Genomic DNA, 20608 nt, shown 5'->3' on the forward strand with positions numbered 1-20608 from the left:
TGGGGTTTATGAGCACGTCCGGATTCAGGCGCGGGGGCGTTGCGCTGACGGCGGTCGCCGTGATCGCCGGAGCCGCAGGCTGCCAGGGCGGCGGCAGCGGCAGCGGAGGCGGGACGAAGGCCGGGAGCGGGGGTGTGGCCGCGGTCAGCCCGATAGCCGCGCTGCGCACCGTCGAGCAGAAGACCAGCGGAGCCCACTCCGCAAAGGTCGACGGCACGATGGTGATGGGCTCTGCCATGACCGTGACGATGAACGGGGCCCTCGACTGGGCGGACGGCATCACCGGCGCCATGGAGATGAAATACACCGGCGGCACCATGGCGGACGCCATGAAGAAGGCCGGTGGCAACGGGGCCATGAAGGCCCGCTATCTGAGCGATGCGTACTACGCGAACCTGGGCGACGCCCTCGCCGCGCAGACGGGCGGCAAGCACTGGATCCGGTACGGCTACGCCGATCTGTCCAAGCTGATGGGCGCCTCCGGCGACGTCATGAAGGACCAGATGCAGAACGCCACTCCGGACAAGGGAGTGAAGGCGCTGCTCGCCTCGGGCGATGTGAAGAAGGTGGGCGAGGAGAAGGTACGGGGCGTCTCCGCCACGCATTACTCCGGCACGGTCGACGTCGCGAAGCTGACGGAGAAGAACGCCGCGCTCAGCGCCGACCAGCTCAAGGCCTTCAAGGAGCAGCTCGGCAAGGCCGGCATCACCACCGAGAAGGTCGACATCTGGGTCGACAAGAACGACCTGCTGGTGAAGAAGTCCGAAAGCGGTCAGCTGAAGACCGGCGCGTTCAACTCGACGGTCTTCTACTCCGACTACGGCACCGCGGCGTCGGTCGAGGCGCCGCCGGCCGCTGACACGGTTGACTTCACCAAGCTCATGAAGCGGCAGGCGGGGGCCTCGTAACCGGCGATTTGCCTGACGCGGAACCATTCGCGTACTCTTCCACAGAAGCCAAAGACCGCTGGTCGTTGCTGTGTCCTCGCAAGAGGGTGCGGTGGCCGAAGGATCCGCTAACTGCGGACGTCCTGCGCAGGTGACTGTGGACAGTTCCCGGACTCGCTCCGGTAGAGCTACGCCCCGTGCGCCTGCGCCGGGGCGTTTCGTTTTGTTCAGCCCCTTCTGAGCGGTCCTCATCACCCGGAAGGAGGCCGACGCTCTATGGCAAGGCCCGACAAGGCTGCCGCGGTAGCCGAGCTCGCGGACCAGTTCCGCAGCTCGAACGCCGCCGTGCTGACCGAGTACCGGGGTCTCACCGTGGCCCAGCTCAAGCAGCTGCGCCGTTCGCTCGGTGAGAACGCCCAGTACGCCGTGGTGAAGAACACGCTGACCAAGATTGCGGCCAACGAGGCCGGGATCAACACGCTCGACGACCTGTTCAACGGTCCGACAGCGGTTGCCTTCGTCACCGGTGACCCGGTGGAGTCGGCGAAGGGTCTTCGTGACTTCGCCAAGGACAACCCCAACCTCATCATCAAGGGCGGTGTCCTTGACGGTAAGGCGCTGTCCGCCGATGAGATCAAGAAGCTTGCGGACCTCGAGTCCCGCGAGGTTCTGCTCGCCAAGCTGGCGGGCGCCATGAAGGGCAAGCAGTCCCAGGCTGCCGCGCTCTTCCAGGCGCTTCCCTCGAAGTTCGTCCGCACCGCGGAGGCGCTTCGTGCCAAGAAGGCCGAGCAGGGCGGTGCCGAGTAATTCGGCTCGCGCATTGACCGTCGCCGCGTAGCGCGGCCGGTCGCAGCGGGCCGATGTACGCCCGCCGACATATACATCCGGCACCAGCCGAATTAGTGGAAGGACCGCCATCATGGCGAAGCTCACCCAGGACGACCTGCTTGCGCAGTTCGAGGAGATGACCCTCATCGAGCTCTCCGAGTTCGTGAAGGCCTTCGAGGAGAAGTTCGACGTCACCGCCGCCGCCCCGGTCGCCGTTGCCGCTGGTGGCGCCGCTGCCGCCCCGGCCGAGGCCGAGGCCGAGCAGGACGAGTTCGACGTCATCCTCACCGGCGCCGGCGAGAAGAAGATCCAGGTCATCAAGGTCGTGCGCGAGCTGACCTCCCTGGGTCTCAAGGAGGCCAAGGACCTCGTCGACGGCACCCCGAAGCCGGTCCTCGAGAAGGTCGCCAAGGAGGCCGCTGAGAAGGCTGCCGAGTCCCTCAAGGCCGCTGGCGCGTCCGTCGAGGTCAAGTGACCTTCTGAGTCTCTGCCGCGCGCCGGAAGGCGTATAGCGGCAACAGCCGGTTCCGCTTAGGGGCCGCTGGGGACACAGCGAAGGGCGATCACCCATCCGGGTGGTCGCCCTTCGGCGTTCCCGCGAGGCCTGCCTTGCTCTTCCGCTTTCGGGGGGTATCGTGATCTTCGCCGTGCGCCCCTGACGCTGGTCAGTGACGATCCCAGCAGCCAGTTTGAGTGGGGGGGCCTTGACGAACCGCACGGAGCGCGCAATTCTCAGGACGCGTCGTCACAACGATCCGGATCCGAGGCATGGATCGACGACCGAACGGGCAGTATCGATGTGCGCCACATGGCGCGAGGGCTTGCCGCGGAGTTGAGAACAACGAGGGTCTCGAAAACCCGCACTGGACATCAGTGTGCCAAGTGGCTACACTGACCCTTTGCGCTGCCTGTTAGCTGCCCCCTGCCCGTCACCAGGGGCATCCCCACGCACGAGCACCGTTGGTCGAATCATCCCTCACCTGGGATTTCTATCTCCGTGCCCAGCGTGGGACCGGTACGCGCGTAGTGAGTCCGAGCCCTCGGAAGGACCCCCTCTTGGCCGCCTCGCGCAACGCCTCGACCGCGAATACGAACAACGGCGCCAGCACCGCCCCGCTGCGCATCTCCTTTGCAAAGATCAAGGAGCCCCTCGAGGTTCCGAACCTCCTCGCGCTGCAGACCGAGAGCTTTGACTGGCTGCTCGGGAACGCCGCTTGGAAGGCTCGTGTCGAGGCGGCTCTGGACAGCGGACAGGACGTCCCCACCAAGTCCGGTCTGGAAGAGATCTTCGAGGAGATCTCTCCGATCGAGGACTTCTCCGGGTCGATGTCGCTTACTTTCCGCGACCACCGCTTCGAGCCTCCGAAGAACTCCATCGACGAGTGCAAGGAGCGCGACTTCACGTACGCTGCCCCGCTCTTCGTCACGGCCGAGTTCACCAACAACGAGACCGGCGAGATCAAGTCCCAGACGGTCTTCATGGGCGACTTCCCGCTCATGACCAACAAGGGCACCTTCGTCATCAACGGCACCGAGCGTGTCGTGGTGTCCCAGCTGGTCCGCTCGCCGGGTGTCTACTTCGACTCCAACATCGACAAGACGTCCGACAAGGACATCTTTACGGCCAAGATCATCCCGTCCCGGGGTGCCTGGCTCGAGATGGAGATCGACAAGCGCGACATGGTCGGTGTCCGCATCGACCGCAAGCGCAAGCAGTCCGTCACCGTCCTGCTCAAGGCTCTCGGTTGGACCACCGAGCAGATCCTCGAGGAGTTCGGCGAGTACGAGTCGATGCGCGCCACCCTGGAGAAGGACCACACCCAGGGCCAGGACGACGCGCTGCTCGACATCTACCGCAAGCTGCGTCCGGGCGAGCCCCCGACGCGCGAGGCGGCTCAGACGCTGCTCGAGAACCTCTACTTCAACCCGAAGCGCTACGACCTCGCCAAGGTCGGCCGCTACAAGGTGAACAAGAAGCTCGGCGCGGATGAGCCGCTGGACGCCGGCGTGCTCACCACCGACGATGTCATCGCGACCATCAAGTACCTGGTCAAGCTGCACGCCGGTGAGACCGAGACGGTCGGCGAGAGCGGCACCCAGATCGTCGTCGAGACCGACGACATCGACCACTTCGGCAACCGTCGTCTGCGTAACGTCGGCGAGCTCATCCAGAACCAGGTCCGTACGGGTCTGGCTCGTATGGAGCGCGTCGTGCGTGAGCGCATGACGACCCAGGACGTCGAGGCGATCACGCCGCAGACCCTGATCAACATCCGGCCGGTCGTCGCCTCCATCAAGGAGTTCTTCGGCACCAGCCAGCTGTCGCAGTTCATGGACCAGAACAACCCGCTGTCGGGTCTCACCCACAAGCGCCGTCTGTCGGCGCTTGGCCCGGGTGGTCTCTCCCGTGAGCGGGCCGGCTTCGAGGTCCGTGACGTGCACCCGTCCCACTACGGCCGCATGTGCCCGATCGAGACCCCTGAAGGCCCGAACATCGGTCTGATCGGCTCGCTCGCCTCCTACGGCCGCGTCAACGCGTTCGGCTTCGTCGAGACGCCGTACCGCAAGGTCGTCGACGACCAGGTGACCGACGAGGTCGACTACCTGACCGCCGACGAGGAGGACCGGTTCGTCATCGCGCAGGCCAACGCCGCGCTCACCGATGACCTGCGGTTCGCCGAGAACCGGGTGCTGGTCCGCCGCCGTGGCGGCGAGGTCGACTACGTGCCCGGCACGGACGTGGACTACATGGATGTCTCGCCGCGCCAGATGGTGTCGGTCGCGACCGCCATGATCCCGTTCCTCGAGCACGACGACGCCAACCGTGCCCTCATGGGCGCGAACATGATGCGCCAGGCCGTGCCGCTGATCACGTCCGAGGCGCCGCTGGTCGGCACCGGCATGGAGTACCGCTGTGCGGTCGACGCCGGCGACGTCATCAAGGCGGAGAAGGAAGGTGTTGTCCAGGAGGTCTCCGCGGACTACATCACCGTCGCCAACGACGACGGCACGTACACCACGTACCGCATCGCGAAGTTCTCCCGCTCCAACCAGGGCACCTCGGTCAACCAGAAGGTTGTCGTGGACGAGGGCGCCCGGGTCGTCGAGGGCCAGGTCCTCGCCGACGGTCCGGCCACCCAGCAGGGTGAGATGGCGCTCGGCAAGAACCTGCTGGTCGCCTTCATGCCGTGGGAGGGTCACAACTACGAGGACGCGATCATCCTTTCGCAGCGCCTCGTGCAGGACGACGTCCTCTCCTCGATCCACATCGAGGAGCACGAGGTCGACGCCCGTGACACCAAGCTCGGCCCGGAGGAGATCACCCGGGACATCCCGAACGTCTCCGAGGAGGTCCTCGCCGACCTCGACGAGCGCGGCATCATCCGTATCGGTGCCGAGGTCGTCGCCGGCGACATCCTGGTCGGCAAGGTCACGCCCAAGGGTGAGACCGAGCTGACCCCGGAGGAGCGACTGCTCCGCGCGATCTTCGGTGAGAAGGCGCGTGAGGTCCGTGACACCTCGCTGAAGGTGCCGCACGGCGAGACCGGCAAGGTCATCGGCGTCCGCGTCTTCGACCGCGAGGAGGGCGACGAGCTGCCGCCGGGCGTGAACCAGCTGGTTCGCGTCTACGTCGCGCAGAAGCGCAAGATCACCGATGGTGACAAGCTCGCCGGCCGTCACGGCAACAAGGGCGTCATCTCGAAGATTCTGCCGATCGAGGACATGCCGTTCCTGGAGGACGGCACCCCGGTCGACATCATCCTCAACCCGCTGGGTGTCCCGTCCCGAATGAACCCGGGACAGGTCCTCGAGATCCACCTCGGCTGGCTCGCCAGCCAGGGCTGGAAGGTCGAGGGCAGCGAGGAGTGGATGGAGCGGCTGAAGGCGATCGGCGCGGACGAGGTCCAGCCCGGTACGAACGTCGCGACGCCGGTCTTCGACGGTGCGCGCGAGGACGAGATCGCCGGTCTCTTCGAGTCCACGATCCCGAACCGCGACGGCAACCGGATGGTTCAGCCGTCCGGCAAGGCCAACCTGTTCGACGGCCGCTCCGGTGAGCCGTTCCCGGACCCGATCTCGGTCGGGTACATGTACATCCTCAAGCTCCACCACCTGGTCGACGACAAGCTGCACGCCCGCTCGACCGGTCCGTACTCGATGATCACCCAGCAGCCGCTGGGTGGTAAGGCCCAGTTCGGTGGCCAGCGATTCGGTGAGATGGAGGTGTGGGCGCTGGAGGCTTACGGCGCCGCGTACGCCCTCCAGGAGCTGCTGACCATCAAGTCCGACGACGTCACCGGCCGCGTGAAGGTCTACGAGGCCATCGTCAAGGGCGAGAACATCCCCGAGCCCGGCATTCCCGAGTCCTTCAAGGTGCTCATCAAGGAAATGCAGTCGCTCTGCCTCAACGTGGAGGTGCTGTCCTCGGACGGTATGTCCATCGAGATGCGCGACACGGACGAGGACGTCTTCCGCGCTGCGGAAGAGCTCGGTATCGACCTGTCCCGGCGCGAGCCGAGCAGCGTCGAAGAGGTCTGACGGGTCTGGTCGGGACCTCCTCGTGAGGTCCCGACCCTGCCCCGGACCCGTACAGACCATGATTTAGCGCCCGATATCTCGCTTCACAGCGAGGGGCACGAACCCCTGAGAGGGATTGACGCATAGTGCTCGACGTCAACTTCTTCGACGAGCTGCGGATCGGCCTTGCGACCGCGGACGACATCCGACAGTGGTCCCACGGCGAGGTCAAGAAGCCGGAGACCATCAACTACCGCACGCTCAAGCCCGAGAAGGACGGACTCTTCTGCGAGAAGATCTTCGGTCCGACCCGGGACTGGGAGTGCTACTGCGGTAAGTACAAGCGTGTCCGCTTCAAGGGCATCATCTGTGAGCGCTGTGGCGTCGAGGTCACCCGCGCCAAGGTGCGCCGTGAGCGGATGGGTCACATTGAGCTGGCCGCGCCTGTCACCCACATCTGGTACTTCAAGGGCGTCCCGTCGCGCCTCGGCTACCTGCTCGACCTCGCGCCGAAGGACCTCGAGAAGGTCATCTACTTCGCCGCTTACATGATCACGTTCGTGGACGAGGAGCGCCGGACGCGCGACCTGCCCTCGCTGGAGGCCCATGTCTCCGTCGAGCGCCAGCAGGTCGAGAACCGCCGTGACGCCGACCTCGAGGCCCGCGCCAAGAAGCTCGAGACCGACCTGGCCGAGCTCGAGGCCGAGGGTGCCAAGGCCGATGTGCGCCGCAAGGTGCGCGAGGGCGCCGAGCGTGAGATGAAGCAGCTGCGCGACCGTGCGCAGCGCGAGATCGATCGTCTCGACGAGGTGTGGAGCCGCTTCAAGAACCTCAAGGTCCAGGACCTCGAGGGCGACGAGCTGCTCTACCGCGAGCTGCGTGACCGCTTCGGCACGTACTTCGACGGCTCGATGGGTGCCGCGGCGCTGCAGAAGCGCCTGGAGTCCTTCGACCTCGAGGAGGAGGCCGAGCGTCTCCGCGAGATCATCCGTACCGGCAAGGGCCAGAAGAAGACCCGTGCGCTCAAGCGCCTCAAGGTCGTCTCCGCGTTCCTGCAGACCAGCAACAGCCCCAAGGGCATGGTGCTGGACTGCGTGCCGGTCATCCCGCCGGACCTGCGTCCGATGGTGCAGCTGGACGGTGGCCGCTTCGCGACCTCCGACCTGAACGACCTGTACCGCCGTGTGATCAACCGCAACAACCGCCTCAAGCGTCTCCTTGACCTCGGTGCCCCCGAGATCATCGTGAACAACGAGAAGCGGATGCTGCAGGAGGCCGTCGACGCGCTGTTCGACAACGGCCGCCGCGGTCGCCCGGTGACCGGTCCCGGTAACCGCCCGCTGAAGTCCCTCAGCGACATGCTGAAGGGCAAGCAGGGTCGTTTCCGTCAGAACCTGCTCGGTAAGCGAGTCGACTACTCGGCCCGTTCCGTCATCGTCGTCGGCCCGCAGCTCAAGCTGCACCAGTGCGGTCTGCCGAAGGCCATGGCGCTGGAGCTCTTCAAGCCGTTCGTGATGAAGCGTCTGGTCGACCTCAACCACGCGCAGAACATCAAGTCGGCGAAGCGCATGGTCGAGCGCGGCCGCACGGTCGTGTACGACGTCCTCGAAGAGGTCATCGCCGAGCACCCGGTTCTGCTGAACCGTGCGCCCACGCTGCACCGCCTCGGCATCCAGGCCTTCGAGCCGCAGCTGGTCGAGGGCAAGGCCATCCAGATCCACCCGCTCGTCTGCACCGCGTTCAACGCGGACTTCGACGGTGACCAGATGGCCGTGCACCTGCCGCTCTCCGCGGAGGCGCAGGCCGAGGCGCGCATCCTGATGCTCTCCTCGAACAACATCCTGAAGCCGGCCGACGGCCGTCCGGTCACCATGCCGACCCAGGACATGGTGCTGGGCCTGTTCTTCCTCACGACCGACGAGGAAGAGCGCAAGGTCATCGGCGAGGGCCGGTCCTTCGGCTCCACGGCCGAGGCGATCATGGCGTTCGACGCCCGCGAGCTCTCGCTCCAGGCGAAGGTCGACATCCGCTTCCCGGTGGGCACCATCCCGCCGCGCGGCTGGACCCCGCCGGCGCAGGAAGAGGGCGCTGCGGACATCAGCGGCTCCGGTGCGGGCGAGTGGCAGCAGGGTGACAGCTTCCGGCTGCGTACGAGCCTGGGCCGCGCGCTCTTCAACGAGCTGCTGCCCGAGGACTACCCGTTCGTCGACTACTCGGTGGGCAAGAAGCAGCTCTCCGAGATCGTCAACGACCTCGCCGAGCGCTACCCCAAGGTCATCGTGGCGGCAACGCTCGACAACCTGAAGGCGGCCGGCTTCTACTGGGCGACCCGTTCCGGTGTCACCGTGGCCATCTCCGACGTCGTGGTCCCCGAGGCCAAGAAGGCGATCGTCGCGGGCTACGAGGCGCAGGACGAGAAGGTCCAGAAGCAGTACGAGCGCGGTCTGATCACCAAGGACGAGCGCACGCAGGAGCTCATCGCGATCTGGACCAAGGCGACCAACGAGGTTGCCGAGGCGATGAACGCGAACTTCCCGAAGACGAACCCCATCTTCATGATGGTTGACTCGGGTGCCCGAGGAAACATGATGCAGATGCGTCAGATCGCCGGTATGCGTGGTCTGGTGTCGAACGCCAAGAACGAGACCATCCCGCGGCCCATCAAGGCGTCGTTCCGTGAGGGTCTCACCGTGCTGGAGTACTTCATCTCCACCCACGGTGCCCGTAAGGGTCTGGCGGACACCGCCCTGCGTACCGCGGACTCGGGTTACCTGACCCGTCGTCTGGTGGACGTCTCGCAGGACGTCATCATCCGCGAAGAGGACTGTGGCACCGACCGCGGCCTCAAGCTGCGGATCGCCGAGCGCGGCGCCGACGGTGTGCTGCGCAAGGCGGAGGACGTCGAGACGTCCGTGTACGCCCGCATGCTCGCCGAGGACGTCGTCGTCGACGGCAAGGTCATCGCGCCGGCCAATGTCGACCTGGGCGATGTGCTCATCGATGCGGTCGTCGCCGCGGGCGTCGAGGAGGTCAAGACCCGCTCGGTCCTGACCTGTGAGTCCGCGGTCGGCACCTGTGCGTACTGCTACGGCCGTTCGCTCGCCACCGGCAAGCTGGTGGACATCGGTGAGGCGGTCGGCATCATCGCCGCCCAGTCCATCGGTGAGCCCGGTACCCAGCTGACGATGCGTACCTTCCACACCGGCGGTGTGGCCGGTGACGACATCACCCAGGGTCTGCCCCGTGTGGTCGAGCTCTTCGAGGCTCGTACGCCCAAGGGTGTCGCCCCGATCTCGGAGGCGGCAGGCCGCGTCCGTATCGAGGAGACCGAGAAGACCAAGAAGCTCGTTGTCACCCCCGACGACGGCAGCGACGAGACGGCGTTCCCGATCTCGAAGCGCGCCCGTCTGCTGGTGGGCGAGGGCGACCACGTCGAGGTGGGCCAGAAGCTCACCGTGGGTGCCACCAACCCGCACGACGTGCTGCGGATCCTCGGTCAGCGCGCGGTCCAGGTCCACCTGGTCGGCGAGGTCCAGAAGGTCTACAACTCGCAGGGTGTGTCGATCCACGACAAGCACATCGAGATCATCATCCGGCAGATGCTGCGCCGTGTGACGATCATCGAGTCCGGCGACGCGGAACTGCTGCCGGGCGAGCTCGTCGAGCGCTCGAAGTTCGAGACCGAGAACCGTCGTGTGGTCACGGAAGGCGGCCACCCGGCCTCCGGCCGTCCGCAGCTGATGGGTATCACCAAGGCCTCGCTCGCCACCGAGTCGTGGCTGTCGGCGGCGTCCTTCCAGGAGACGACCAGGGTTCTGACCGACGCGGCGATCAACGCCAAGTCGGACTCCCTGATCGGCCTCAAGGAGAACGTCATCATCGGTAAGCTCATCCCGGCCGGTACGGGCCTGTCCCGCTACCGCAACATCCGGGTGGAGCCCACCGAGGAGGCCAAGGCCGCGATGTACTCGGCCGTCGGCTACGACGACATCGACTACTCGCCGTTCGGCACCGGCTCCGGCCAGGCCGTTCCGCTGGAGGACTACGACTACGGTCCGTACAACCAGTAAGGCAGTAGCAACGCCACAGGGCGGTCATCCCTCGCGGATGACCGCCCTGTGGCGTATGTTGCAGGGTGGTGTGTCCTGCGCGTGTGCATTTGTTTTGACCGGAGCCGATGCGGTAGGTACGCTCTGACCTTGTGCCTGGGGTGTGCCTGGGCTCGTGTGCGTGTCCTCAACCGCACGGCGAGTCCGAAAATGGCCACCGCAATCTGCGTTCTCTTCCTTCGCGGGGGAGCCTGCAGCATTCGACACACCCGACCGCGTGGGTCGGCGACGTTCCAGGTTAGCTTCACTAACGGCACACAGAAACCGGAGAAGTAGTGCCTACGATCCAGCAGCTGGTCCGGAAGGGCCGGCAGGACAAGGTCGAGAAGAACAAGACGCCCGCACTCGAGGGTTCCCCTCAGCGTCGTGGTGTCTGCACGCGTGTGTTCACGACCACCCCGAAGAAGCCGAACTCGGCGCTGCGGAAGGTCGCGCGTGTGCGTCTGACCTCCGGCATCGAGGTCACGGCCTACATTCCGGGTGAGGGACACAACCTGCAGGAGCACTCCATCGTGCTCGTGCGTGGTGGCCGTGTGAAGGACCTGCCGGGTGTTCGTTACAAGATCATCCGCGGTTCCCTCGACACCCAGGGTGTCAAGAACCGCAAGCAGGCCCGCAGCCGCTACGGCGCCAAGAAGGAGAAGTAAGAATGCCTCGTAAGGGCCCCGCCCCGAAGCGCCCGGTCATCATCGACCCGGTCTACGGTTCTCCTCTTGTCACGTCGCTGATCAACAAGATCCTGCTCAACGGCAAGCGTTCCACTGCCGAGCGGATCGTCTACGGCGCCATGGAAGGCCTCCGCGAGAAGACCGGCGCTGACCCGGTCATCACGCTGAAGCGCGCTCTCGAGAACGTCAAGCCGTCTCTCGAGGTCAAGTCCCGCCGTGTCGGTGGCGCCACCTACCAGGTGCCGATCGAGGTCAAGCCCGGTCGCGCCTCCACCCTCGCGCTCCGCTGGGTCGTGGGTTACTCCCGCGCCCGTCGCGAGAAGACCATGACCGAACGCCTCATGAACGAGCTGCTCGACGCCTCCAACGGCCTCGGCGCTGCGGTCAAGAAGCGTGAGGACACGCACAAGATGGCCGAGTCGAACAAGGCCTTCGCGCACTACCGCTGGTAGTCGCTACCCACATCGAGACCGAGAGAAGATTGAGCCTTATGGCCACCACTTCGCTTGACCTGGCCAAGGTCCGCAATATTGGGATCATGGCCCACATCGACGCGGGCAAGACGACGACCACCGAGCGCATCCTGTTTTACACCGGTGTGAGCTACAAGATCGGTGAGGTCCACGACGGCGCTGCCACGATGGACTGGATGGAGCAGGAGCAGGAGCGCGGCATCACGATCACGTCCGCCGCGACGACCTGTCACTGGCCGCTCGAGGACGTCGATCACACCATCAACATCATCGACACCCCGGGGCACGTCGACTTCACGGTCGAGGTGGAGCGTTCGCTCCGCGTGCTCGACGGTGCCGTCACGGTGTTCGACGGTGTCGCCGGCGTTGAGCCGCAGTCCGAGACTGTGTGGCGTCAGGCGGACCGCTACGGCGTTCCGCGTATCTGCTTCGTCAACAAGCTCGACCGCACCGGTGCCGAGTTCCACCGCTGCGTCGACATGATCGTGGACCGCCTCGGCGCGACCCCGATCGTGATGCAGCTGCCGATCGGTGCAGAGGCTGACTTCAAGGGCGTCATCGACCTGGTCCGTATGAAGGCCCTGGTCTGGTCCGCCGAAGCCACCAAGGGCGAGATGTACGACGTCGTCGACATCCCGGCCACGCACACCGAGGCTGCCGACGAGTGGCGCGGCAAGCTGCTCGAGGCCGTGTCGGAGAACGACGACCAGATGATGGAGCTGTACCTCGAGGGCGTCGAGCCCACCGAGGAGCAGCTCTACGAGGCGATCCGTCGTATCACCATCGCGTCCGGCAAGGGCGGCGGCACCACCGTCACCCCCGTCTTCTGCGGTACCGCGTTCAAGAACAAGGGTGTTCAGCCCCTGCTCGACGCGGTTGTGCGCTACCTCCCCTCCCCCCTGGACGTCGAAGGCATTGAGGGCCACGACGTCAAGGACGCGGAGAAGGTCATCACGCGCCGTCCGTCCGACGACGAGCCGCTGGCCGCTCTGGCCTTCAAGATCGCGAGCGACCCGCACCTGGGCAAGCTCACCTTCATCCGGGTCTACTCGGGTCGCCTGGAGTCCGGCACTGCGGTGCTGAACCCCACCAAGGGCAAGAAGGAGCGCATCGGCAAGATCTACCGTATGCACGCGAACAAGCGTGAGGAGATCGAGTCGGTGGGCGCCGGCGACATCGTCGCCGTCATGGGCCTGAAGCAGACCACCACCGGTGAGACGCTGTGCGACGAGAAGAACCCGGTGATCCTGGAGTCCATGGACTTCCCGGCGCCGGTCATCCAGGTCGCGATCGAGCCCAAGTCCAAGGGTGACCAGGAGAAGCTGGGTGTCGCCATCCAGCGTCTCGCGGAGGAGGACCCCTCCTTCCAGGTCCACTCGGACGAGGAGACCGGCCAGACCATCATCGGTGGTATGGGTGAGCTTCACCTCGAGGTGCTCGTCGACCGCATGCGGCGCGAGTTCCGCGTCGAGGCGAACGTCGGCAAGCCGCAGGTCGCGTACCGCGAGACGATCCGCAAGACCGTCGAGCGTATCGACTACACGCACAAGAAGCAGACCGGTGGTACCGGTCAGTTCGCGAAGGTGCAGATCGCGCTGGAGCCCATCGAGGGCGGCGACGCGACCTACGAGTTCGTGAACAAGGTCACCGGTGGCCGCATCCCCCGTGAGTACATCCCTTCGGTGGACGCGGGTGCGCAGGAAGCCATGCAGTTCGGCATCCTGGCCGGCTACGAGATGGTGGGCGTTCGCGTCACCCTTCTCGACGGTGGTTACCACGAGGTCGACTCCTCCGAACTCGCGTTCAAGATCGCTGGTTCGCAGGCGTTCAAGGAGGGTGCCCGCAAGGCGTCCCCCGTGCTCCTCGAGCCGATGATGGCCGTCGAGGTCACCACGCCCGAGGACTACATGGGCGATGTCATCGGCGACCTCAACTCCCGCCGTGGCCAGATCCAGGCCATGGAGGAGCGCAGCGGCGCTCGCGTCGTGAAGGGGCTGGTCCCCCTCTCGGAGATGTTCGGCTACGTCGGAGACCTCCGCAGCAAGACCTCGGGTCGCGCAAGCTACTCGATGCAGTTCGACTCCTACGCCGAGGTTCCGCGGAACGTCGCCGAGGAGATCATCGCGAAGGCCAAGGGCGAGTAACTCTTCGGAGTTCACGCTTTAGGCTTGTCACCGGTGCCTGGAGAGGCGTCCGGCGCAGAGCGAGAGCAATGCGGCGGACGCCCCCGGGCCCCGGCATCCCAGCAAAGATCACCTGGCGCCGATGAAGCAAGGCGTACAGAACCACTCCACAGGAGGACCCAGTGGCGAAGGCGAAGTTCGAGCGGACTAAGCCGCACGTCAACATCGGCACCATCGGTCACATTGACCACGGTAAGACGACCCTCACGGCCGCCATTACCAAGGTGCTGCACGACGCGTACCCGGACCTGAACGAGGCCTCGGCCTTCGACCAGATCGACAAGGCTCCTGAGGAGCGCCAGCGCGGTATCACCATCTCCATCGCGCACGTCGAGTACCAGACCGAGTCGCGTCACTACGCGCACGTCGACTGCCCCGGTCACGCGGACTACATCAAGAACATGATCACGGGTGCCGCGCAGATGGACGGCGCCATCCTCGTGGTCGCCGCCACCGACGGCCCGATGCCGCAGACCAAGGAGCACGTGCTCCTGGCCCGCCAGGTCGGCGTTCCGTACATCGTTGTCGCCCTGAACAAGGCCGACATGGTGGACGACGAGGAGATCCTGGAGCTCGTCGAGCTCGAGGTGCGTGAGCTCCTCTCCGAGTACGAGTTCCCGGGCGACGACCTGCCGGTCGTCAAGGTCTCGGCGCTCAAGGCGCTCGAGGGCGACGCCGAGTGGGGCCAGACCGTTCTCGACCTGATGAAGGCCGTTGACGAGTCCATCCCGCAGCCCGAGCGTGACGTCGACAAGCCGTTCCTGATGCCGATCGAGGACGTCTTCACGATCACCGGTCGTGGCACCGTCGTCACCGGTCGTATCGAGCGTGGTGTCCTCAAGGTCAACGAGACCGTCGACATCGTCGGTATCAAGACCGAGAAGACCACCACCACGGTCACCGGCATCGAGATGTTCCGCAAGCTGCTCGACGAGGGCCAGGCCGGTGAGAACGTCGGACTGCTCCTCCGTGGCATCAAGCGCGAGGACGTCGAGCGCGGCCAGGTCATCATCAAGCCGGGTTCGGTCACGCCGCACACCAGCTTCGAGGCCCAGGCCTACATCCTGTCGAAGGACGAGGGTGGCCGTCACACCCCGTTCTTCAACAACTACCGCCCGCAGTTCTACTTCCGTACCACGGACGTGACCGGCGTTGTGACCCTCCCCGAGGGCACCGAGATGGTCATGCCGGGCGACAACACCGTCATGACCGTCGAGCTGATCCAGCCCGTCGCCATGGAGGAGGGCCTCAAGTTCGCCATCCGTGAGGGTGGCCGGACCGTCGGCGCCGGCCAGGTCACCAAGATCAACAAGTAATTGCTGATCTGACCTGGTCGCTCCCCGGAGCATCAGCAAGGGCCCCGCACCACTGGTGCGGGGCCCTTCGCGTTGCGCTGTCGCCTGCGAGGCCGTGGCTAGCCGGCGGTTCCTGCCTCGGGCGACCAGGTCCAGGGGTGCGCGTCCGCCCCCAGACCCACGACGGTGGCACCCGAGCCGCCTATGTGCAGGGCCGGTGCGTCCAGGGACGGCAGTGTGCCGTTCTTGCGGATCAACACCTTTCCTGCGACCCGCAGTTGGAGCTGCCCCTTGAGGTCCTTGCCGAGGAGTACCGGGCCGCGCGGGGTGGGCGCCGCGCTCACCGGACCGTGGCCGTCGAACCGGACGCCGGGTGTGCGGACGCCGTCGGGGCGTACGGATGTCAGCGCGGGTGAGGCCGTCCCGGGTCCTTCGGACTTCGCGACACGCTCCACGCGGTACAGCAGTTCCACGGTGCCGTTCTTACCGGCCACCGCGGCGGGGCTGTCCACGGGTACCGGCAGCGGCCCGGCCGGCTGGTGGGCGAGCGGCTGTCCCGGTGCGTCCTGTGCCCAGTGGTGCACGCTGTCGTGCCCGGCACCGAAGACATGCACCCGCCCGGCACTGTCCACCACCGTGGACAGTCCGTCCTGAATCTCGCCGCCCTCCAGGTCCTGCCAGCGGTCCCAGTGGCCCTCGGTGTCACGGACCCGCGTGCTGATGCCCTGGTCCGCGTTGCGTACGAAGAGATGGACGCGGCCGTCGGGGGCCGTGACCGCCACCGGAACGCCGATCCGCCGGCCCCGGTCGTCGCCGCGCTCCGGATTGCCCAGCCCCTGCCAAGGCAGGAAGGGACCGCCAGCGGAGCGCTGCTCCAGCAGCACGACCTCCCTCCTGTTGGCGCCGCCGTGGCCGCCGAGCGCCGAGAAACGCAGCCCGAAGAGCAGCTGCCGGCCGTCCTTCAGCGCCGCCGCGCCGAGCGTGGGCGCGAGCGGCCCGCCGCCGAGGTCGTCCGGGTCGCCCCACCGGCCGCTGCCGCGCTCGCTCTCGCGCCAGCGCACCGCGCGCAGCCCCAGCACTCCGTAGGCGGCGAGCCTGCCGTCCGGCTCGGTGGCCACCGCCGGGCGCGCGCCCGGGTAGCGGTAGTGAGTGGAGCGCACCCAGCCCTTCTTGTTGGTCAGCGGACGCTTGCCGCCGACGTTGTAGTCGCCGCAGCCAGCGGCATTGCCGCACTTCCAGTCGGGGGCGCCGCCGTACGGGACCAGATGGGCGGCCTTCTGTCTGAGCACGCCCTCCGGCAGGTTCTTGGGCCAGTGGCGGTTGTAGTAGCCGCGGAAGGACGTGGCGACGAAGGCGGGCACCTGGCCGCCCTCCTGGGTCGCCTCGGCCACCCAGCGCACCAGGGCTGCCCAGCTGAAGGAGGCCACGGCGGTGTGGTCCGCATGGTCCGAGTAGCCGTGCTGCTCGCTGTCCTTCTTGCGGGTCGCCTCGTCGCTGTGCTGGATGTCCGGGTCGGGGTCCAGGGTCTGCACGACCGTGGGCCGGTAGCGGTCCAGCAGCCCCACGAGTACGTCGATGAGCTGGTCGTAGTCGTACGAGCCCGCCTTGCGTACGGGGGAGTCGTCGGCGGCGACAGTCCGCAGATTCTGCTCCCGGTCCTTCCACAGGGCGGGCAGGCCCATGCGGCCGCCGCGCGTCGTGTGCATCGCGAGGTTGAGGAAGATCAGCTCGACCCGGCGGGAGCCGTTGGCGAGAGTGTTGATCTCGGCCCGCTGGTCGCCGCGCAGCGTGGCGACGCCTTTCTGCCAGTCGGTGAACCTGGGCAGCCCGAGCAGTGTCGCGTACGCCTGGCGCAGCCCCTGGTGGCGTGCGGAGGAGTACGCCGTCTTGTCGGCGCCCGGCTGCGGTCGGCCGGGCGCCTTGTTGACGCCGTCGGCCTCGCCGGCGGTGACATAGACGCAGACCAGCGGAACCCCGGCGTCCAGCATTCGCTGGGTGTCGGGGTTCATGAAGTACAGATCGTCGTCCGGGTGGGCCAGGATCTGCATCAGCTGCGCCCGCCGGGAGCTGGAGATCGGCATGCCCGGCGCGGGGTCGGCCGTCGGGACGGCGCGCCGCGGTGCGGGCACGGAACACGAGCTGAGGGCCGCCGCCGCGGCGACGGCGGCTGTGGCGGTGACCACATTTCGTCTGCTCAGGCCGGTGGAACGCGCGGCAGCCTTCCCCAGGGCATGCGCGATCTGCATCTGTTGTGCTCCGTCCGCTCCGCTCGCAGCGGGCAGACAGGCGCCCCCGTGCTGCGTACCGTTGATCTCCGATAATGGCGGAGGGGCTGGTCAGAGCCGGTCCGCGCTCAACTAGACGGCGATTCGACGTGCGAGGTTGCCTGAGCGTGGGCAGCATGTGGGTGTGGAGCGGGCCGGTGGGGTACGCTCTCCGGCTGCGATTGGCCAGGGCTCTGCCCCATATGGCACACTAGCCAGGTTGCTCGGTTGAGTGCCGATGCTGCGCGCCTCCCGTCGGGAGGACCGGAAGCGAGTCCCACAGTACTCGTCGCCTCATCTGCCGTAAGGCAGCGCTGAGGCGGACGTACGGGAATCTTTCGGGAAGTGTCAGCGGGGTGCGAACCAGGCACCCGGTGGGTGTTTTCCCCCGGCTCGCGGTCTCAGGCCCGCACCCCTTGGTTGGGAAATCCTTCGGGAAATCTTCGTAGAGGGAATGCGACACGCCCGACCGCGTGGGTCGGAGAGAACGGCGCTTGTGAAGAGCGCAGCCATCCGGGTTCCAGAGCGTTTCGAGAGACAGGACTACTAGTAGCCATGGCGGGACAGAAGATCCGCATCCGGCTCAAGGCCTACGACCACGAGGTCATCGACTCCTCGGCGAAGAAGATCGTCGAGACGGTGACCCGCACTGGTGCGTCGGTCGCGGGCCCGGTGCCGCTGCCCACTGAGAAGAACGTGTACTGCGTCATCAAGTCGCCGCACAAGTACAAGGACTCGCGCGAGCACTTCGAGATGCGCACGCACAAGCGCCTGATCGACATCCTCGACCCGACGCCCAAGACCGTTGACTCGTTGATGCGCCTGGACCTTCCGGCCGGCGTTGACATCGAGATCAAGCTCTGAGAGGCGCGGAAGAGATGGCAAAGCAGATCAAGGGCGTCCTGGGCGAGAAGCTCGGCATGACCCAGGTCTGGGACGAGAACAACCGTGTCGTCCCGGTGACCGTCGTCAAGGCCGGGCCCTGCGTCGTTACCCAGGTCCGTACGAATGACTCCGACGGCTACGAGTCGGTCCAGATCGCCTTCGGCGAGATCGACCCGCGCAAGGTGAACAAGCCCCTCAAGGGCCACTTCGCCAAGGCCGACGTGACCCCGCGCCGCCACCTGGTGGAGCTCCGTACCTCCGACGCCAGCGAGTACACGCTCGGCCAGGAGATCACTGCCGAGGTGTTCGAGTCCGGCGTCAAGGTTGACGTCACGGGCAAGAGCAAGGGCAAGGGCTTCGCCGGTGTCATGAAGCGTCACAACTTCAAGGGCCTCGGCGCCGGTCACGGTACCCAGCGCAAGCACCGCTCTCCCGGCTCCATCGGTGGCTGTGCCACCCCTGGGCGTGTCTTCAAGGGCATGCGCATGGCGGGCCGCATGGGCAACGAGCGGGTCACCACCCAGAACCTGACCATCCACGCGGTTGACGCGGAGAAGGGCCTGCTGCTCATCAAGGGCGCGGTTCCTGGTCCGAACGGCGGCCTCGTCCTCGTCCGCACTGCGGCCAAGGGGGTCTGAGGACTATGAGCACCATTGACATTCTGTCGCCCTCCGGCGACAAGTCCGGGACCGTCGAGCTTCCGGCCGAGATCTTCGACGCCAAGGTCAGCATCCCGCTGATCCACCAGGTCGTCGTCGCGCAGCTGGCCGCCGCCCGTCAGGGCACGCACAAGGTCAAGCGTCGTGGCGAGGTCCGTGGTGGTGGCAAGAAGCCTTACCGCCAGAAGGGCACCGGCCGCGCCCGTCAGGGTTCGACCCGTGCGCCGCAGTTCGCCGGCGGTGGCGTCGTCCACGGCCCCACGCCGCGTGACTACTCGCAGCGGACCCCGAAGAAGATGAAGGCCGCCGCCCTGCGCGGTGCCCTCACCGACCGGGCCCGCAACTCCCGTATCCACGTCGTTTCCGGCGTGGTCGAGGGCGAGATCTCCACGAAGGCCGCCAAGTCCCTGCTGGGCAAGGTCAGCGAGCGCAAGAACGTGCTCCTGGTTGTCGAGCGCTCGGACGAGGCCGCGTGGCTCTCCGCCCGCAACCTGCCCCAGGTGCACCTCCTGGAGCCGGGCCAGCTGAACACGTACGACGTGCTCGTCTCGGACGACGTGGTCTTCACCAAGGCCGCCTTCGAGTCCTTCGTGTCTGGCCCCAAGGCCGCTGAGACCGAAGGGAGCGACGCCTGATGTCCGAGGCGACCGTCACCAGCAAGACCTTCACGGACCCGCGCGACGTTCTCGTCAAGCCGGTTGTCTCCGAGAAGAGCTACGCCCTGCTCGACGAGAACAAGTACACGTTCATCGTCGCGCCCGGCTCCAACAAGACCCAGATCAAGCAGGCCGTCGAGGCGGTCTTCTCGGTCAAGGTCACCGGGGTCAACACGATCAACCGCCAGGGCAAGCGCAAGCGCACCCGCACCGGTTTCGGCAAGCGCGCCAACACCAAGCGCGCCATCGTGACCCTCGCTGAGGGCGACCGAATCGACATCTTCGGCGGCCCGACCTCCTGACGGAGGTCGAGTCGTCCGGAATCGGACGAGGACTGAGAAATGGGTATCCGCAAGTACAAGCCGACGACCCCGGGCCGTCGTGGCTCCAGCGTCGCCGACTTTGTCGAGATCACGCGGTCCACGCCGGAGAAGTCGCTGGTCCGCCCCCTGCACAGCAAGGGCGGCCGTAACAACACCGGTCGTGTGACCGTCCGTCACCAGGGCGGTGGCCACAAGCGCGCCTACCGCGTGATCGACTTCCGTCGTCACGACAAGGACGGCGTGCCGGCCAAGGTCGCTCACATCGAGTACGACCCGAACCGCACCGCGCGCATCGCGCTTCTGCACTACGCAGACGGCGAGAAGCGCTACATCATCGCGCCCAAGGGCCTGACGCAGGGCGACCGTGTCGAGAACGGCCCGGCCGCCGACATCAAGCCCGGCAACAACCTGGCGCTGCGCAACATCCCGGTCGGTACGACCATCCACGCCATCGAGCTGCGGCCCGGCGGCGGCGCGAAGTTCGCCCGCTCCGCGGGTGCCTCCGTGCAGCTGCTGGCGAAGGAGGGCACGATGGCCCACCTTCGTATGCCGTCCGGTGAGATCCGGCTGGTCGACGCCCGCTGCCGCGCCACCATTGGCGAGGTCGGCAACGCCGAGCAGTCGAACATCAACTGGGGCAAGGCCGGCCGTCTGCGCTGGAAGGGCGTTCGCCCGACCGTCCGCGGTGTCGCGATGAACCCGGTTGACCACCCGCACGGTGGTGGTGAGGGCAAGACCTCCGGTGGTCGCCACCCGGTCTCGCCGTGGGGTCAGAAGGAGGGTCGTACTCGCTCGCCGAAGAAGGCATCGAGCAAGTACATCGTCCGCCGCCGCAAGACGAACAAGAAGCGCTAGGAGCG

At 66.5% G+C, this 20608-nt stretch carries 15 protein-coding genes; 14 read left to right on the top strand and 1 reads right to left on the bottom strand.

The window, feature by feature from the left end; translation table 11 throughout:
• The first annotated feature begins 8 nt into the window (after positions 1-8).
• The 9 genes from ACFYXH_RS01060 (at position 9) to tuf (ending at position 14982) form a co-directional block, all read left to right on the top strand.
• Entirely contained in the window at positions 9-908 is a 900-nt protein-coding gene (locus tag ACFYXH_RS01060; protein WP_389559540.1) for a hypothetical protein, read from the top strand.
• A gap of 255 nt (positions 909-1163) precedes the next feature.
• Entirely contained in the window at positions 1164-1694 is a 531-nt protein-coding gene (rplJ, locus tag ACFYXH_RS01065; protein ID WP_326651935.1) for a 50S ribosomal protein L10, read from the top strand.
• Between the two features lie 112 nt (positions 1695-1806).
• A complete protein-coding gene (gene rplL / locus ACFYXH_RS01070) occupies positions 1807-2190 on the top strand; it encodes a 50S ribosomal protein L7/L12 (RefSeq protein WP_327325478.1) in 384 nt (127 codons plus the stop codon).
• Positions 2191-2771: 581 nt separating this feature from the next.
• The gene (rpoB, locus tag ACFYXH_RS01075) at positions 2772-6254 is read left to right on the top strand and encodes a DNA-directed RNA polymerase subunit beta (protein WP_389559543.1); all 3483 of its coding nucleotides are present in this window, start codon (positions 2772-2774) and stop codon (positions 6252-6254) included.
• A gap of 125 nt (positions 6255-6379) precedes the next feature.
• Positions 6380-10303: a DNA-directed RNA polymerase subunit beta' gene (locus ACFYXH_RS01080; RefSeq protein ID WP_389559545.1), complete on the top strand. Its 3924-nt coding sequence runs from the start codon at positions 6380-6382 to the stop codon at positions 10301-10303.
• 314 nt (positions 10304-10617) lie between these two features.
• Entirely contained in the window at positions 10618-10989 is a 372-nt protein-coding gene (gene rpsL, locus ACFYXH_RS01085) for a 30S ribosomal protein S12 (protein ID WP_003948652.1), read from the top strand.
• Between the two features lie 2 nt (positions 10990-10991).
• A complete protein-coding gene (gene rpsG / locus ACFYXH_RS01090) occupies positions 10992-11462 on the top strand; it encodes a 30S ribosomal protein S7 (protein ID WP_262006819.1) in 471 nt (156 codons plus the stop codon).
• A 38-nt stretch (positions 11463-11500) separates the two neighbouring features.
• The gene (gene fusA / locus ACFYXH_RS01095) at positions 11501-13627 is read left to right on the top strand and encodes an elongation factor G (RefSeq protein WP_389559546.1); all 2127 of its coding nucleotides are present in this window, start codon (positions 11501-11503) and stop codon (positions 13625-13627) included.
• A 161-nt stretch (positions 13628-13788) separates the two neighbouring features.
• A complete protein-coding gene (tuf, locus tag ACFYXH_RS01100; protein WP_030351429.1) occupies positions 13789-14982 on the top strand; it encodes an elongation factor Tu in 1194 nt (397 codons plus the stop codon).
• 98 nt (positions 14983-15080) lie between these two features.
• Here tuf and ACFYXH_RS01105 read toward each other — a convergent pair whose 3' ends face one another.
• Positions 15081-17207 (bottom strand): PIG-L family deacetylase, encoded by a 2127-nt coding sequence (locus ACFYXH_RS01105; RefSeq protein WP_389559548.1) that lies wholly within the window; start codon positions 17205-17207, stop codon positions 15081-15083.
• Positions 17208-17780: 573 nt separating this feature from the next.
• Between ACFYXH_RS01105 and rpsJ the strand changes: the two genes are divergently transcribed.
• From rpsJ to rplB, 5 genes are read left to right on the top strand one after another with little or no spacing between them, the layout of a single operon-like run.
• Positions 17781-18089 carry a 30S ribosomal protein S10 gene (gene rpsJ, locus ACFYXH_RS01110; protein ID WP_003948644.1) on the top strand — a complete coding sequence of 103 codons (309 nt, stop codon included), beginning with the start codon at positions 17781-17783 and terminating at the stop codon, positions 18087-18089.
• A 14-nt stretch (positions 18090-18103) separates the two neighbouring features.
• The gene (rplC, locus tag ACFYXH_RS01115; RefSeq protein ID WP_326651944.1) at positions 18104-18748 is read left to right on the top strand and encodes a 50S ribosomal protein L3; all 645 of its coding nucleotides are present in this window, start codon (positions 18104-18106) and stop codon (positions 18746-18748) included.
• Between the two features lie 5 nt (positions 18749-18753).
• Positions 18754-19404, top strand: coding sequence for a 50S ribosomal protein L4 (rplD, locus tag ACFYXH_RS01120; RefSeq protein ID WP_389559550.1), 651 nt, complete (start codon positions 18754-18756; stop codon positions 19402-19404).
• Positions 19404-19727 (top strand): 50S ribosomal protein L23, encoded by a 324-nt coding sequence (rplW, locus tag ACFYXH_RS01125; RefSeq protein ID WP_326651946.1) that lies wholly within the window; start codon positions 19404-19406, stop codon positions 19725-19727. Before rplD ends, rplW begins: the two co-directional genes overlap by 1 nt.
• A 39-nt stretch (positions 19728-19766) precedes the next feature.
• Positions 19767-20603 (top strand): 50S ribosomal protein L2, encoded by an 837-nt coding sequence (rplB, locus tag ACFYXH_RS01130; protein ID WP_108151510.1) that lies wholly within the window; start codon positions 19767-19769, stop codon positions 20601-20603.
• Positions 20604-20608 lie beyond the last annotated feature (5 nt).

Source organism: Streptomyces sp. NPDC002730 (genome assembly GCF_042888805.1).
Taxonomy (GTDB): domain Bacteria; phylum Actinomycetota; class Actinomycetes; order Streptomycetales; family Streptomycetaceae; genus Streptomyces.

Bases quoted from the DNA above. Each gene is read 5' to 3' on its own strand.
- ACFYXH_RS01105 (WP_389559548.1), bottom strand. From the start codon at position 17,207: ATGCAGATCGCGCATGCCCTGGGGAAGGCTGCCGCGCGTTCCACCGGC.
- rplB (WP_108151510.1), top strand. From the start codon at position 19,767: ATGGGTATCCGCAAGTACAAGCCGACGACCCCGGGCCGTCGTGGCTCC.
- rplD (WP_389559550.1), top strand. From the start codon at position 18,754: ATGAGCACCATTGACATTCTGTCGCCCTCCGGCGACAAGTCCGGGACC.
- rpsJ (WP_003948644.1), top strand. From the start codon at position 17,781: ATGGCGGGACAGAAGATCCGCATCCGGCTCAAGGCCTACGACCACGAG.
- rplW (WP_326651946.1), top strand. From the start codon at position 19,404: ATGTCCGAGGCGACCGTCACCAGCAAGACCTTCACGGACCCGCGCGAC.
- fusA (WP_389559546.1), top strand. From the start codon at position 11,501: ATGGCCACCACTTCGCTTGACCTGGCCAAGGTCCGCAATATTGGGATC.
- rplC (WP_326651944.1), top strand. From the start codon at position 18,104: ATGGCAAAGCAGATCAAGGGCGTCCTGGGCGAGAAGCTCGGCATGACC.
- rplL (WP_327325478.1), top strand. From the start codon at position 1,807: ATGGCGAAGCTCACCCAGGACGACCTGCTTGCGCAGTTCGAGGAGATG.
- rpsG (WP_262006819.1), top strand. From the start codon at position 10,992: ATGCCTCGTAAGGGCCCCGCCCCGAAGCGCCCGGTCATCATCGACCCG.
- ACFYXH_RS01060 (WP_389559540.1), top strand. From the start codon at position 9: ATGAGCACGTCCGGATTCAGGCGCGGGGGCGTTGCGCTGACGGCGGTC.
- rplJ (WP_326651935.1), top strand. From the start codon at position 1,164: ATGGCAAGGCCCGACAAGGCTGCCGCGGTAGCCGAGCTCGCGGACCAG.